General features: G+C 35.1%; 13 protein-coding genes. 8 read left to right on the top strand and 5 right to left on the bottom strand.

What is annotated here, in order from left to right; genetic code table 11:
- Positions 1-28 precede the first annotated feature (28 nt).
- From VKY47_RS09905 to rlmB, 5 genes are all read left to right on the top strand, one after another.
- The gene (locus VKY47_RS09905) at positions 29-3,202 is read left to right on the top strand and encodes a SusC/RagA family TonB-linked outer membrane protein (RefSeq protein WP_324312437.1); all 3,174 of its coding nucleotides are present in this window, start codon (positions 29-31) and stop codon (positions 3,200-3,202) included.
- 12 nt (positions 3,203-3,214) lie between these two features.
- On the top strand, positions 3,215-4,630 hold the full coding sequence (locus tag VKY47_RS09900) for a SusD/RagB family nutrient-binding outer membrane lipoprotein (protein WP_324312436.1): 1,416 nt from the start codon (positions 3,215-3,217) through the stop codon (positions 4,628-4,630).
- 46 nt (positions 4,631-4,676) lie between these two features.
- Positions 4,677-5,510: a hypothetical protein gene (locus VKY47_RS09895; protein ID WP_324312434.1), complete on the top strand. Its 834-nt coding sequence runs from the start codon at positions 4,677-4,679 to the stop codon at positions 5,508-5,510.
- Positions 5,511-5,549: 39 nt separating this feature from the next.
- Positions 5,550-6,434 (top strand): hypothetical protein, encoded by an 885-nt coding sequence (locus VKY47_RS09890; RefSeq protein ID WP_324312433.1) that lies wholly within the window; start codon positions 5,550-5,552, stop codon positions 6,432-6,434.
- Between the two features lie 70 nt (positions 6,435-6,504).
- A complete protein-coding gene (gene rlmB / locus VKY47_RS09885) occupies positions 6,505-7,239 on the top strand; it encodes a 23S rRNA (guanosine(2251)-2'-O)-methyltransferase RlmB (protein ID WP_324312432.1) in 735 nt (244 codons plus the stop codon).
- Between the two features lie 113 nt (positions 7,240-7,352).
- On the opposite strand, the gene VKY47_RS09880 is transcribed toward rlmB, so the two are convergent.
- Positions 7,353-8,150 carry a rhomboid family intramembrane serine protease gene (locus VKY47_RS09880; protein ID WP_324312431.1) on the bottom strand — a complete coding sequence of 266 codons (798 nt, stop codon included), beginning with the start codon at positions 8,148-8,150 and terminating at the stop codon, positions 7,353-7,355.
- Positions 8,151-8,363: 213 nt separating this feature from the next.
- Here VKY47_RS09880 and VKY47_RS09875 point away from each other — a divergent pair, with 213 nt between their 5' ends.
- Complete coding sequence (locus VKY47_RS09875) at positions 8,364-9,641, top strand: replication-associated recombination protein A (RefSeq protein WP_324312429.1); 1,278 nt, start codon at positions 8,364-8,366, stop codon at positions 9,639-9,641.
- Here VKY47_RS09875 and VKY47_RS09870 read toward each other — a convergent pair.
- From VKY47_RS09870 to radC, 4 genes are all read right to left on the bottom strand, one after another.
- Positions 9,638-10,477: a hypothetical protein gene (locus VKY47_RS09870; RefSeq protein WP_324312427.1), complete on the bottom strand. Its 840-nt coding sequence runs from the start codon at positions 10,475-10,477 to the stop codon at positions 9,638-9,640. The genes VKY47_RS09875 and VKY47_RS09870 overlap by 4 nt on opposite strands.
- A 39-nt stretch (positions 10,478-10,516) precedes the next feature.
- A complete protein-coding gene (locus tag VKY47_RS09865) occupies positions 10,517-11,206 on the bottom strand; it encodes a YjjG family noncanonical pyrimidine nucleotidase (protein ID WP_324312425.1) in 690 nt (229 codons plus the stop codon).
- Positions 11,196-12,497, bottom strand: coding sequence for a polysaccharide deacetylase family protein (locus VKY47_RS09860; RefSeq protein WP_324312423.1), 1,302 nt, complete (start codon positions 12,495-12,497; stop codon positions 11,196-11,198). The genes VKY47_RS09865 and VKY47_RS09860 overlap by 11 nt, the downstream gene beginning before the upstream one ends.
- A gap of 114 nt (positions 12,498-12,611) precedes the next feature.
- Positions 12,612-13,310, bottom strand: coding sequence for a RadC family protein (gene radC / locus VKY47_RS09855; protein ID WP_324312422.1), 699 nt, complete (start codon positions 13,308-13,310; stop codon positions 12,612-12,614).
- A 48-nt stretch (positions 13,311-13,358) separates the two neighbouring features.
- On the opposite strand from radC, the gene VKY47_RS09850 reads away from it, so the two are divergent.
- The gene (locus VKY47_RS09850; RefSeq protein ID WP_324312421.1) at positions 13,359-13,811 is read left to right on the top strand and encodes a DUF1569 domain-containing protein; all 453 of its coding nucleotides are present in this window, start codon (positions 13,359-13,361) and stop codon (positions 13,809-13,811) included.
- A gap of 3 nt (positions 13,812-13,814) precedes the next feature.
- The gene (locus VKY47_RS09845) at positions 13,815-14,408 is read left to right on the top strand and encodes an FMN-binding negative transcriptional regulator (protein ID WP_324312419.1); all 594 of its coding nucleotides are present in this window, start codon (positions 13,815-13,817) and stop codon (positions 14,406-14,408) included.
- Positions 14,409-15,198 lie beyond the last annotated feature (790 nt).

The following is a 15,198-nucleotide window of genomic DNA, read 5'->3' as shown; positions in this document are numbered from 1 at the left end:
GCGTAGACTAATTCAAATAAAATATAAAATGAAAACAAAGTTTAGTGGAATTTTAACGCTATTCCTAGCGTTTGTTGTGCAATTTACGTTTGCACAAGAAAAAACAATTTCAGGAACTGTGTCCGATGAAAACGGGTTACCTCTTCCTGGAGTTAATATTATTGTAAAGGGTACGACAAGTGGTACACAGACAGATTTTGATGGGAACTATTCCATCACTGCTAGTACTGGAGATGTCTTATCTTACTCATTCGTTGGGTACACAACTAAAGAAATGACTGTTGGCGCTGCTAGCAGAATGAGCTTTAGTATGGCACCTGATGTTATGGCAATCGACGAAGTGGTCGTAACGGCTCTTGGTATTAAAAAGGAGGAAAGAAGTATTGGGTATTCTGCTCAAAACCTAAAATCCGACGATTTAAACAAGGTTCCTGTTACCAACGTTGTTGACGCTTTATCCGGTAAAGTAGCTGGTGTAAACATTAGCAAGTCTTCTGGAGATATTGGTGCATCTACTCGTATTACTATTAGAGGGGTATCCACTATTTTTGGAAACGCTCAACCTTTAATCGTTGTTGATGGTGTAGTAATGAACAACTCTACGTTTGGACAAAACTCTGGTACAGATGTACCTAATGGTCTTGCGGACATTAATCCTGAGGACATTGAAAGTTTAAACGTTCTTAAAGGTGGTGCCGCAACGTCTCTATATGGGATGAGAGGTACTAATGGGGTAATTGTAATTACCACTAAAACTGGAACTAAAGGAAAAGCCTTAGGGATTACTTTATCTAGTAATGTAAGTTTCTCTAACCCTTATATTTTCCCTAACTATCAAAACTCTTATGGTCAAGGTTTAAACCAAAACTATTTCGAATTTAAAGATGGTTTTGGATATGACGGAGGAGCTGCTTCTGGAGATGGTGGAACTGATGAAAGCTGGGGGCCTGCTTTAGATGCCGGACTGAGCTTCATTCAATATCAATCTTTAATTAATGATCCTAATAACCCACAACCACTTCCATGGGTATCTCACCCAGACAGTGTTAAAAACGATTTCTACAATACAGGATTATCAACAACTAATACCTTATCATTAAACGGTGCTTCAGAAACTGCTACTTATAGATTATCTTTAGGATTAACAGATGCTGAAGGTATTGTTTACAATACGGATTTAAAGAAATACAATATTTCTGGGAACGTGAATTTTGATTTAAGCGACAAATGGAGTGCTGGAATCTCAGCTATGTACATTAAAAGTTCTTCTGAAAACAGAAATGCTGTTGGATATGGAGATCCAGATAACCAAATTGGACAATTAGTTTGGGGTGCTAGACAAGTAGATTGGAAAGCGTTAAGAGATTGGAGAAATCTTCCAATGATAGAAACTAATCCTGGTATTTATACACCTTTAAACTGGAACTTAAGTTTTAATAACAACCCATTCTGGGCACTTGAAAACAACTTACACCCTTGGGAAAGAAACAGATGGGTAGGAGCTGTAAATATTGGTTATGAAATTTCTGATAAATTAAGCATTGCTGCTTCTACTGGTATCGATTATTTTGACGATATAAGAGAGACACAACGTTCTTTTGGAACTGCAGACAATCGTAACGGTTTCTATCAAATAGTTACAAGAAATAACTATGAGGTTAACACACAAGCTATCTTGTCTTACAATTCTAAACTTGGAGCTAGTGAAGATTTCGCTTTAGGCTTAAGTTTTGGAGGTAACATAATGAGACAAAACTACAGATTGATGGCTGGTACTGCTGAGCAATTAGTTTTAGATAAATTATTCAATCTATCTAACTCTGCTGGTGCACCAGTAATCCAACAAAATTCATCTTCAACTGCCATTAACAGTTTATTTGGTACTGGACAGTTGAGCTACAAAAACTATGTGTATTTAGATTTTAGTGGTAGAAATGACTGGGCTTCAGTACTTCCAAAAGACAACAATAGTTTCTTTTATCCTGCAGCATCTTTAAGTTTAGTTGCAAGTGATATGTTCAATTTAGACAAAAATGTAGTTTCTTTCTTAAAAGTAAGAGGTGCATGGGCCGAAACTGGTAGTGCAGGTCCATTAGGAGCATACAATGTTTCTCCGGTCTATGGTTTAAGTGGTTCTCCACTAAACGGATCTGATCCAACAGCATTTTTAGGTGGTGTTTTATGGAATGCCAACATTAAACCTCAAAAAGAAACAGAATTTGAAGTTGGTATTGATGCTAGATTCTTTTCTAACAGATTGCGTTTAGATTTCTCTTACTACAACAAAGAAGCTGTAGACGTAATATTACCAGTTGATGTTTCAGCTGCCTCTGGATATACTAGTGTTTGGGATAACGCTGCTACAATTACCAATAAGGGAATTGAGTTAGTGCTTGGTGCAGATATTATTAGAAGTGCCGAAGCTGGTGGATTTAACTTTGGAGTTGATGTAAACTTTGGTAAAAACGACAACATGGTTAGCAATATTGCTGGTGAAGCTGTTAATTTAGCTGATGGAAATTTATGGAACGTAAATACGCAAGCTAGAAATGGTTACCCAATTGGTGCAATCTACGGCCCTTCTTTTGCACGTTCAGAAAGCGGTGAAATTATTTATGATAATGGATTACCTGTAATAGGTGAATATAAAGTATTAGGAAACTCTCAAGCGGACTGGCTTGGAGGTCTAGCTCTTAATGCTTCTTACAAAGGATTTGCCTTAAGAACTCTATTTGACGTGAAAAGTGGTGGAGATGTATATTCTCAAACAAACACTTGGGGTATGTTAGCTGGTGTTCTTGAAGAGACTCTTCCTGGAAGAGAAACTGGAGTTATTGGAAATGGTGTAATGTCTGACGGAAGTGGCGGTTATGTACCTAACAACGTGGTTGCAACTGCTCAAGGTTATTATTCATCAGCATTTAGTCAAAACCTAGCAGAATCTTCAGTATTCGATGCTTCTTTTGTTAAATGGAGAGAACTTTCTTTAGGATATACTATCCCATCTAAACTTTTCAATAACATTCCAATCCAATCAATCGATTTAGGTCTTAACGTGAGAAACCTTGCTATTTTATACAAAAAAGCACCACATATCGATCCTGAAACAGGTTTTGGTACAGGTACTGGTCAACAAGGGTTAGAGTACGCTCAAACTCCATCGGCTAGAACTATTGGCTTTAGCGTTAATGTTAAATTTTAATTAAAAAAAAAGATGAAAAAATATAATAAAACATCATTATTGTTGACTTTATTCCTAGCATTAGGACTTACAAGTTGTGATAAAGATTTCGATGAGATCAATACGTCCCCTAATAATCCTACGGAGATTAGCGTGGATTTGGAATTGGGATATATGCAAAGAGCATTCGTTAATAGAATAAATGATTATTTTTTAACGGGTGAAGCTGCAGATGCTTGGGTGCAACATTTATCCAAGCCAGTTTATAACGATGCAGACAGATACTTTCCAAGATTAGGATCTATAGATAACCTTTGGATAGTAATGTATACTCAAGTAATTAATGAAGCTCAAGACATGTATGCTTTAGCGGAAGCAGAAGATAATAGAGCTGTACAAGGTGTAGCTTTAGTGATGGAAGCTCTAGCTTTTCAAACTTTAGCTGATGCTTTTGGAGACGTTCCTGTATTTGAAGCCAATCAAGGAGGAGCCATTCCATTTCCAGCTTATAACACCCAAGCAGAAGCTTATGGTGAAGTTTTGAGCTTACTTACAAGAGCTAACGCTTTGTTAGATGGGACTGGTGAAATTTCTGCAAAACAAGATTTAATGTATGGTGGAAATATTTCAAAATGGAAAAAGTTAGCTGCTTCAGTTAAATTTAGAGCTATGATGAGAATTTCTGATACGCCTCAATTTAATGCAGGTGAGTTACAAGCTTTAGTTAATTCTGGAAACTTAATAACTAATCCAGCTGATGATGCCTTTATTGCTTTCCAAACGGAAAACGCACCAAACGCAAACCCTTATTACGGGATTGTTCAAGGTGGTAGACAAGGAGAATGGTGTATGGGCGAAGCTCTAGTTGACTTCATGGTTAATACTGGTGATCCAAGATTAGCTGTGTATGCTAACCCACTAGATGATGGAACATACCGTGGTAAACCAGCAGGTTACATAAATCCAGGTTCAGCCGGATATGCTCCAGGTACTGTTTCAGAAGTAGGAGATGCATACTTAGCAGCTGATGCTCGTGTTTACGTTTTATCGGCAGCACACATTAACCTATTATTAGCAGAGGCTGCTAGTAAAGGATATATTGGTGGTAGTGCAGCAGGTTATTTCCAAGCTGGAATTGATGCTTCCTTAATAATTAATGGTTTAGCCGCAGGTTCGTTTAATCCAGCATTCACGGGTTATCAATCGATTGCTGAGCAATTATGGGTATCTACTTATATGCAGGGTATTGAATCTTGGAACGAATGGAGAAGATCAGACGTTCCCTCTTTAACTTTAGCAGTAGATCCACAAGCAGGAGTAAACGCTGTGCCAACTAGATATACATATCCAAATAGCGAGAAGTCATTAAACTCTGCAAACCTTGCAGCAGCGGTTGCTAATCAAGGCCCGGATGCATTGACTACTAAAGTAGATTGGGATAGATACTAATTAAAAAAAAATTGAAAAAATGAAAAATATAAATTATTTAATTACAATGTTCTTCGCTTTAACATTATTTGTAGGATGCGATGACTCACAACCTGAGGCTGACACAAACGTGTTAGATGAGGCAGGTTTATTGATTGATGTATCAAGTTCTGGAGGAGCTCTATTAGGTTCTCCAGATGCCAATTTTCCAATTGCAGAAGCACCTGTAACATTCTCAGATGTAGAACTAAATTTTAGCCTGAAAAAATTATCAGGAAATTTAGATAACATTGCAAAACTTGAAGTTGTTAAAATACTTAATGGCGATGTAAATCAAGGAAAAACGGAGATATCAGTTGCAGAAACAGCTACACTACCATTTTCTTTTAGCTATACAACTTTAGAAGAGTTTTTGGTTGGAACAGGAATGGATGCTGATGACTTAAGAATTGGTGACTCTTTTACTTTTAGAGTGAAAGTTCACCAAACTGATGGAGATGTTTACTACTATAGTAGAGGTATGGGACGTGTTAGTTTAACCGTTAACTGTGCTTATGACCTATCTGGAATGTATACTATGACCAATTCTATTTGTGCTAGTTCACAAGTAGTTCAAATAACTCAAAATCCTGACGGAACATGGAATCTTCCAACTGCCGATGGTGGTTTATTACAATTCTGTTCTACCAATAACACTCTAGTAAATGGAGGTAGTATTGCTGTTGGATGTGGTGGTATAGTAACCGAAGCTGTTTCTCCAACATACTGTGGAAGTAATGGTATAGGATGTATTGTTGGTGGTTCATGGGATCAAGATGATGGTATATTAATTTTAAATAATACCAATACTTTCTTTACTTGGGGAGCTGCTGAATATACTTCCACTTACACAAGACTATAAGGGAATTTTAGTTAGTAAAAATTATAAACTATAAATAAGATGAAAAACATAAATAAAATATTTTTCTTACTTGCTCTTTCAGCTGGTGTTATAACTACTTCTTGTAGTGATGACGACAACACGGGAGCTAGTTTGGTAGACTATAAAAGTCCGACTGTTACCCTAACTACTGCAAGTACAAATGTAGTCGTTGCTGAAAGCTCGATTGATCCTGAGGATGGTTATGCTATTACAGTAACTGCAACCATCCCGGAGCCAGTACAAGCACACCTTTACATTCCCCTTGAACAAGTAGGTGGAAATGCTAACTCTGGTGATTTTGAGCTAGGAACTATTGCAATTCTTGCTGGAACTACTTCTGGTAGTACAGATGTAACAATTTGGCCAGGAGACTGTGGAACCGTCCTTTCAGGAGGAGGCGAAACTTTAACAGTTGGTGCTCCAGCTAATGTTGCTAATGCTAAGGTATCTCCATTTTCTATGGACATTACTTGGGTAAAAGATCTTCTTGAAGTTTCTTTAACTTGGGAAGGCACATACACTTATGACGACAATGGCGAAGATGTTACCATAGATTTCTGTGAAATGGATCTTGATTCAATGATATTAGATACAGCGTCTGGTAGTGTAGAATATTTGGCTGGAACAAGTGATTGTACAGAAACAGGAATAATTTCTGGATTAGCTGATGGACAATATGTTATTATCGCTGATGTCTATGAAAATCCGTTTTATTCCGCTGGACTTGGAGCAACAGTTCCACTTACACTTTCTTACACACAATGTGGAACTAGTAATGCTGGTAGTTTTGTGAATAACACATTAACTACGAATGCATATGCACCAGAAACACCATTAACTACTTATGTGTTTATGGCCACTGTAGATGTTGTAGGAACTACTTACACAGTTACAGCTTTGTAATTAAAAAAATGTTATAATTATAACTAAAAAACCATCTCTTTCGAGATGGTTTTTTTTATACCTTTGAACTATGGAAAACAGCACACAAATATTTGGTTTAAGAGCCGTTATTGAAGCCATAAATTCTGGCGAAACTATTGAAAAAGTATTTCTTCAAAAAGGCTTACATGGCGATTTATATAACGAATTGGATTCTTTGGTTAGAAAGGAAAATATTTCAAGTTCGTATGTTCCCGTTGAAAAACTAAATAGATTAACAACTAAAAACCATCAAGGTGCCGTAGCTCAAATTTCACCTGTGGCCTTCCATGATATTGAAGACTTGGTTTTAAATGTTATAGAATCTGGAAAGACGCCTTTGTTTTTACTCCTCGATCAAATAAGCGATGTTAGAAATTTTGGAGCCATTATTAGAACTGCAGAATGTACAGGAGTTGATGGAATTATTTTCCAAAAGAAAGGTGGTGCACCCGTAAATGGCGATACTATTAAAACAAGTGCCGGTGCTGTATTTAAAGTGCCACTTTGTAAAGTCGATCATATTAAAGATGCCATGTTTCTTCTGCAAGCCTCAGGAATAAAAGTAATTGCTGCTACAGAAAAAACAGATAACACCATCTACGATGTGTCTTTTAAAGAACCTTGTGCCATTATTATGGGTTCGGAAGGAAGAGGAATCAATCCCTCTGTTTTAAAACTTGTGGACGATAAGGCTAAACTTCCTCTATTGGGCGACATAGAATCCCTCAACGTATCCGTTGCCTGCGGTGTCATGCTATATGAAGTACTAAGACAAAGACTATAGATTGCTGATTGCTGATTGCTGATTGCTGATTGCGAAAAATCGTCCAATTTCAACCCAATACCAAACATCAAAATAACTAAAGTTCACTCCTTTCTAAATTAAGAAATTCAAAATCAATTCTTATTTGGCTTAAACGTATAATGAATGGTCGGGCCTCCCTCCTGCTTTACTTGAACTTCATTTTCTAAATTGGTTTCCTTTTCAGATTTAATTTCCAAAACATCAGGAACGTCGGTAATTTTAGGGTCTAAAATCTCGATGAAATTTCCGTTTTCATCAAAATGCCTTAAAAACGGATCATCTTCTTCGTTATAATTTTCATCCTCCCAAGCATATTTTTTGGGACTAGCAATTTCCTTTTTAAAGATAAAAGCAAAGAACAAACCAGTTACCAAACCTGCAGAATGCCCTTCCCAAGAAACCCCTTCCTTAATAGGTAGAACATACCAAATCATACCGCCATAAAGAAATACCACCAATAAAGACAAAGCTATTAAGCGATAATGTTTTGCTAAGATTCCTTTAAAAAAAGTAAAGCTTACCAACACATAAATTAAACCACTAGCTCCAATATGATAAGCCGGCCGGCCTATACTCCATGTAATAATTCCAGAGAGCAAAATTCCAAAGACGATTACTTTCCACGCAATGGGTTTATAGAAATAAAATAAGGATGCTGTTAAAACAAATAAAGGAATGGTATTATGATATAAATGTGTTATTCCCGAATGAATAAAAGGACTAAAAATAACGCCACGCAACCCCTTTAATGTTTGAGGATACACACCGAATTTCGTGAAATCCAAACCAAAACGTACCTCAACCCAAAAAACCAACCAAATTAGAAGGACCAAAAAAATGGGAGCTAAAATAACACTATTGGAAAATTGAAAATGTTCGTCAGATTTCATAGTTAAATTTAAAGCATTTATTACAAATAAACGACCACAAATGGAATTCGTGTAAAATTGTCATGCCTATAAAATGGAATTGAATAAATCGAGCCAAACTCCAAGTAAAACCAATTCAAATTTGCTTATTTTTATATAGGAAAGTTTCATATCCAAAACTAAAAAAACGAACTTAAGATTCCAGCCTTCGAAGTAATGTAGTAATTTTACACTATGAATGAGCCATTAGCAGAACGATTAAGACCTAAAACCTTAGAGGACTATATTAGTCAAGCACATCTTGTTGGAGAAAACGGAGCCTTAACCAAACAAATTAAACAAGGATTAATTCCTTCCATGATCTTATGGGGTCCTCCGGGCATTGGAAAGACTACCTTGGCCCATATTATTGCTACTGCGTCTGGAAGACCGTTTTACACTTTAAGTGCCATAAGCTCTGGCGTAAAAGATGTACGTGAAGTTATTGAAAAAGCGAAAACTAGTGGTGGATTATTTACCACAAAAAACCCGATACTTTTTATTGACGAAATCCATAGGTTTAGCAAATCGCAACAAGATTCTTTATTACAAGCGGTCGAGAAAGGTTGGGTAACCTTAATTGGAGCTACCACAGAGAACCCCAGTTTTGAAGTTATTCCAGCACTTTTATCCCGCTGTCAAGTATATGTTTTAAATTCTTTTAGCAAAGCCGATTTAGAAGCCCTTTTAAAGCGCGCTATTGAAAAAGACGAACACATATCTAAAAAAAACATAAGCCTCAAGGAAACAGAGGCTCTGCTGCGACTTTCTGGTGGAGATGCCAGAAAATTGTTGAATATTTTTGAATTGATAGTCAATTCTGAAACGTCAGATAAAATAACCATCACCAACGAAGCCGTTTTACAAAAAGTTCAAAACAATACGGTTCGTTACGATAAAACGGGAGAACAACATTACGACATTATTTCAGCTTTTATAAAGTCTATTCGTGGCAGCGATCCAAATGCAGCGGTATATTGGTTAGCAAGAATGATTGAAGGTGGTGAAGATGTGAAATTTATTGCCAGAAGATTACTTATTTTAGCCAGTGAAGATATTGGAAACGCCAACCCAACAGCATTAATTATGGCAAACAACACTTTTCAGGCAGTGTCCACGATTGGCCATCCCGAATCCCGGATTATTCTAAGTCAATGTGCCACTTATTTAGCTTGTTCCCCAAAAAGCAACGCGGCTTATGAAGCCATTAATAAAGCACAACAATTGGTAAAGCAAACTGGAGATTTATCGATTCCGCTTGCTATACGGAATGCGCCAACAAAACTTATGAAAGAATTAGGTTATGGCGAAGATTATAAATACGCACATAGTTATGAAAACAACTTTGCAGAACAAGAGTTTTTACCTGAAGAAATTAAAAATACCACGCTTTATAATCCTGGAAATAATTCAAGGGAAAATGCCCATCGTGAGTTTTTAAAACAACGTTGGAAAGACAAATACAACTATTAAAGCTCGATATTTAATTTGGTGTTTATTACTTTGCTTCCAATATTTTCTGAAAGGATCCAAGAATTATTTTCTTTTAATACCACAGCATTTTTGTCTTGCACAATAAAAACAGTAGGATTTTTGGTGCTTAATAGAACCATGGTCACTTTAGAAGACTTATCCACCAACTGATATCCACTTAGCGTTTTTTGAGCAAACAAAAGGGTTTCTTGTTTTTCAGAAACTTGTTCTACGGTATCTGTCGAGGTCTTAAGGCTAGACTCTGCAACCACCTTGGTAACTGACTCAAGTTCCTTCTCTTCTTTTAAAGCTGCAAGTTCTTCCTTTAATTGTTCTATTTCTTCACGGTCTGCTTTATGAGCAGTACTGCCCATAGCCAAAATAGTTTCATTTGGTTGATATTTATAATTCAAGACCTGCAAATGTAAAAAAGCATTCCTTAAAGCTTTATTATATGCTACGGCATACATTTTATCATAGCTCACGCCAAAATCAGAAAGATAAATCACCTCCCCTTTGCAGTCTCTTAATTCTATCCGTAATTTTGTTTGAAAAGATCCAGGAACATGGATCACATCCGATTTTAATGCCAAGCACGGATTGAACCTTAAATCTTCTGGAAATATGTCATTTTCTTTTAAAGCTGTAAATCCATATTTCTCAAATAAGAAATGTGAAATGGAGTTCAGCTGATATTCATCTCTTTCCTTTAAAAAATCGTATTTATTAGGTACAATAACATACTTATAATCATTCACGCTATTTTGCGAAAACACAGATAAAGAAGATAAAGAGGATGCAAAAACAATGATAATTATTAAAAGCTTCTTAAACATACTTAGTGATTTTTTAATTCGTGTAAACATAGACAAAATTTATAAAAATAATTTTAGTTCGTTTAAATTATTTATCTGTTTCCCTGAATGTTCCATGGTTGTTTTTAAATAATTAAAATGAATGGCTTCCATACCAAAATTAATTGCGCCTTGAATATCTGCTTCCATATTATCACCAATCATAATGCTGGTTTCCGGGTTGGCATTTACCTTGCTTAGGGCATGATGAAAGATTTTTGGATTCGGTTTTTTTACTCCTACTTGCTCAGAATCCGTTACCGATTTGAAAAAATGATAAATGTTGGAATTCCTTAATTTACTCTCTTGGATTTCCTGGAATCCATTGGTTATAATATGTAATTGGTATTTTGGTTGTAAATAACTTAAAACATCCAGAGCATCCGAAAACAAATAATTAAACGAGCTTAAATAGGTTATATAATCTACAGATAGTTTGTTTATTAACGTCGGATCCGCTTGAAAGGATATTTTTTTAAAGCTATCGTTTAACCGGTGGTAACGCAAGTACTCCTTATCGATTTTTTCATCTCTATAAAGTTTCCAATAATTTAGATTAATAGGTTCGTAATGGCTTAAAAATTCGTCTAAATCTACAGCCACGTTATGTATTTTAAATATTTTATCGAATGTCAATGCCGAATTTTTATCAAAATCCCAAAGGGTATGATCCAAATCGAAAAAAACATCCTTAATTCCGTTAATCTTCATTAGCTGACTCTAAAATAATATTAAACAATTCTTTATATCCTTTCCATCTATCTACATCGCTAAAAGTATAGTTATGAAATACAGGAACAAATTCGCCATTTACCTTTTTAACCTCATTAATTAACTCGTTTAAAGCTTTTTTCTTATCTAAAAGTGAGTTTATTTTTAGTAAGGAATAATCGAGTAAATGATAAGAGGTTATTTTTAATGGCGTTTGTATTTCGTAATCTAAATCGTAAAAGAAAAAGGGTGTGCAAGTTCCTGCCCTAAATCCAGCGTGATTTACATAACCCATGGTATAATCTTCCAAAATTTCCAACTCCACAAGATTTCTGTAGGATTCTGGTAAATTAAGTTTGGAAAACGACTGTCTAGAAGCTGTTAATGACGTATTCAATATAGTTTCCATCCGTTTTTTCTCCCTTTTTAGCATGGCCACATCATCAAGCGCAAAATACGATACTTTTAATCCAACCTGACAATAATCTGCTACTTGCTTGATAAGAGTAACAAATTTCTTTTTTTGAGGATCAATACCTTTGTCGTAGGTAGAATAATCACCAATTAAAAAGAAAAATAGAAACTTAAAATCACTGTGTTTCTGTTTGTTTATAATGTATTTAAAGGTGTCATACGTATCTCTCTTTAATCCAAAAAGCACCATATATCGGTAATACAGTTTCTTGAAATTGAAACTAAAAACATCTTTAACTGTTCCTCCAAACGTTCTCATAATTCCTTTTAATTTGAAATTATAAGCTGAAGGGACATCAATAATGGGTTTTATGGAATAACTTCTCTCGGGAAACTGAAACTCTGGATAATTTTGCTGAAAGACCTTTCTAAATTTATAGGCCCAAATATCGACTACAGGTTGATGCAAAAAACCTTGTTCCAAAGCCAAACTTTCATGAGCGGTAAAGCGTCCATATTCATCTTTTACATGTGGCAAATACTCTTCATAACGACTTAATAAATAAAAAGCTGCTGAAAATATATCGAAGGGAATAGCACTTTTTTCACCCGTATAAAAAAAGCATTTGGTCTCTTCCCAATCTTGGACATGTATTTCAACATCTGAAATTCCTTGCTCAAATAAAATATCATGGCTTCTTACAAAAATCTCATTGCTTAAAGCTTGTCTCGTATAGGACATTTTTAAACTATCGTGAGCAATAAAATCTTCGATAGTAGTTGTAAAATCGACAGGAATCCCCAATATCCTAGTAAAAATCTGTTTAAAGGAATATTTTAATCGAGGTGATATTTTATGTGTATAAACTAATAACATATATGAGTATAAATTTAAAATTCCCTGTTAGCCAAGAAGCGGGCCAATTTCAAAAACACCTAAGTTTAAAACTATGTAAACACATTTTTTGAAATCTATATTTTGAGTATGAACCTATAGCAGTCCTTCGTCGGCGAAGCTAAAGTAGGCTTTTTCGGTTATGATAACGTGGTCCAGAACTTTAATATCCAAACTTTCTCCTGCTAATTTTAATTTTTTGGTAATTTGTTTGTCGGCTTCACTAGGTTTTAGAGTTCCAGAAGGATGATTATGAGACAAAATAAGTCCTGTGGCGCCAACTTCTAAAGCATTTTTAAGAACCAAACGAACGTCCACCAAAGTACCTGTAATACCGCCTTTGCTCAGTTGGTTTTTACGAATAATTTTATTGGAATTGTTTAAATACAGAATCCAGAATTCTTCGTGTGGCAACTCGCCCAAAATAGGTTGCATGACTTGAAAAACCGATTGACTGGAAGTAATTTTATTTTTTTGCACAAGGGCCTCACCTCCTCTTCTTCTGCCTATTTCCAAAGCAGCTGCAATAGTTATTGCTTTAGCCTCGCCAATCCCTTTAAAGTCCATTAATTGCTTTAAGGAAAGCTTTCCTAGGGCATTGAGATTGTTATCGACACTGGCGAGAATGCGTTTGCTTAAATCGACCGCACTTTCATTTCTATTTCCAGAACCAATAAGAATAGCAACCAGTTCGGCATCGCTTAAACTGGCTTTGCCTTTATCGCGTAGCTTTTCCCGTGGCTGATCGTTTTGATTCCAGTTTTTAATAGAAAACGATGGTAATTTTTTCTGCATCTAGTAAATATAATTATTGTAACTTTCAGAAGCAAAAAAAATACTGGTATGAATTCTTTATTTAATACTGAAAGTCAGCAAACTGTTATAACCAGACTTAATAATCTGAGTGAAACCTCGCAACCAACTTGGGGAAAAATGACTATCACCCAGATGTTATCCCATTGCCAGAAACCATTGGAAGTGGCTAACGGAAACTTAAAACTCGATACCAAGATAGGATTTGCTAAAAAACTTGTTCTAAAACTTTTTAAACCCCTGATGTATAACGATAAACCTTGGAAAAGAAACCTAGGAACTGTTAAAGAATTTAAAATTGCAGACACTGAAGAATTTAACATTGAAAAAAGTAAATTAATTGCTGTTATCAATGAATTCTCTAAGAAAAAAGACACTACTAATTGGCCTGAACATCCGTTTTTTGGCACATTTAGTACGGATCAATGGGGGAAAATGCAATACAAACATCTAGATCATCATTTAACACAATTTGGAGTATAAATAATGAGTAATTATCCGCCTAAACACCATCAAGACAAAGATTTGGACCATTTACTTGAAGTTATCAAAACCTATCCCTTAGCAACCGTTATATCAGTTAAAAACAATGAACCTATAATTACGCACCTGCCCTTAATTTATGAACATGGCAAACTTATAGGTCATTTAGATAAAAACAATCCTCAAGTAGAATTATTAAAAAACAGCAACCCAGTAACCCTTATTTTTTCAGGCCCTCAATGCTATATATCGCCTAGTATTTATACGACTACGCAATTACCAACTTGGAATTATATTAAAGTCCATATTACTGGAACTGTAAATGAAATTAAAAATCCAGAAACCATTAAACAGTCTATGATAACCATGACAGAGTTTTTGGAAGCTCCAGAGCATAAATACGTTTTAGATTTAGACAATAACAGAATGGAACAATTTATTAGCTATGTTATTGGTTTTGAAATTGAAATTATTAAATGGGAAGGGAAGTTTAAACTTTCGCAAGACAAAAAACCTCAGGACATGGAGAATGCCAAAACAGAACTAATTCGTGCAAATCAAGAAAGTGTCAAGCAGTTTCTGGATAGCGTATTTTAGAAATAATTTGGAAAATCCCTGCTTCCATGAAGCACTCGAATAATTTGGATGTGATTAAGAACGATAAAAAATGATGTGTTCTTGTTCCAAAATACTAAATAATCCCAATTTTAATTCTTGACGTTTTCTCCAGATTTCTGAATTAATAACCAAACTATTAAAGACTTTTTATAAATACTTTATTGCTTGATCAAAACCATGTTCTTTTTCAGTATAATCAGAAATTTCATCTAGATAATAATCTGCAATATGTGAAAGTTCATAATGACTGAGTTTATAAGACATTTAACTAAATTTTCTTTTTCGTTTGTCTTTAATCATATCTTGAACAGAACGTCTACTAGCCGTTCCAGACCAGCCCTTTTCTATTTCAGCTTTAAAATCTGCAACAACTTTATGTCTAAAAATTTCATGTAAGCGAAGGGCATCTCGAAAAAGTTCACTGGCATTTTGAAAATCTCCAGAAGCTATTTGTTACGTAATATAATCTTCTTGTTTTTTTATTAAACTAACATTCATAATCTTTAGATTTAATAATCAAATATATAAAACGTGTTCATATTTAGTAAATATAGACATAGCCTTGTATTAAGAGGTAGAAAAATTCCCAATAAAAACGTATTAATATTTGGGAAAATTACTTAGTTTTTCACTTATTTATAAGCACCCAAAGCTCAACTTCTTCCTTAGATCGCCAATGTTGATCACGCGTGGTTTCCTTAGAAGCACTTTTTACAGATTTTTTTAAATATGTTTCCAATTGAAATCTTCCACCTTCCGCTAACTCCTT

The organism is Xanthomarina sp., assembly GCF_035306705.1.
Classification (GTDB): domain Bacteria; phylum Bacteroidota; class Bacteroidia; order Flavobacteriales; family Flavobacteriaceae; genus Xanthomarina.
The sequence above is the reverse complement of the archived record's forward strand: the minus strand, read 5'-3'. Positions and strand labels throughout refer to the sequence as shown.

Excerpts from the sequence above, each read along its gene's own strand:
- VKY47_RS09890 (WP_324312433.1), top strand. The coding sequence starts at position 5,550 with ATGAAAAACATAAATAAAATATTTTTCTTACTTGCTCTTTCAGCTGGT.
- rlmB (WP_324312432.1), top strand. The coding sequence starts at position 6,505 with ATGGAAAACAGCACACAAATATTTGGTTTAAGAGCCGTTATTGAAGCC.
- VKY47_RS09895 (WP_324312434.1), top strand. The coding sequence starts at position 4,677 with ATGTTCTTCGCTTTAACATTATTTGTAGGATGCGATGACTCACAACCT.
- VKY47_RS09865 (WP_324312425.1), bottom strand. The coding sequence starts at position 11,206 with ATGAAGATTAACGGAATTAAGGATGTTTTTTTCGATTTGGATCATACC.
- VKY47_RS09850 (WP_324312421.1), top strand. The coding sequence starts at position 13,359 with ATGAATTCTTTATTTAATACTGAAAGTCAGCAAACTGTTATAACCAGA.
- VKY47_RS09905 (WP_324312437.1), top strand. The coding sequence starts at position 29 with ATGAAAACAAAGTTTAGTGGAATTTTAACGCTATTCCTAGCGTTTGTT.
- VKY47_RS09870 (WP_324312427.1), bottom strand. The coding sequence starts at position 10,477 with ATGTTTAAGAAGCTTTTAATAATTATCATTGTTTTTGCATCCTCTTTA.
- VKY47_RS09875 (WP_324312429.1), top strand. The coding sequence starts at position 8,364 with ATGAATGAGCCATTAGCAGAACGATTAAGACCTAAAACCTTAGAGGAC.
- VKY47_RS09860 (WP_324312423.1), bottom strand. The coding sequence starts at position 12,497 with ATGTTATTAGTTTATACACATAAAATATCACCTCGATTAAAATATTCC.
- radC (WP_324312422.1), bottom strand. The coding sequence starts at position 13,310 with ATGCAGAAAAAATTACCATCGTTTTCTATTAAAAACTGGAATCAAAAC.
- VKY47_RS09900 (WP_324312436.1), top strand. The coding sequence starts at position 3,215 with ATGAAAAAATATAATAAAACATCATTATTGTTGACTTTATTCCTAGCA.
- VKY47_RS09845 (WP_324312419.1), top strand. The coding sequence starts at position 13,815 with ATGAGTAATTATCCGCCTAAACACCATCAAGACAAAGATTTGGACCAT.
- VKY47_RS09880 (WP_324312431.1), bottom strand. The coding sequence starts at position 8,150 with ATGAAATCTGACGAACATTTTCAATTTTCCAATAGTGTTATTTTAGCT.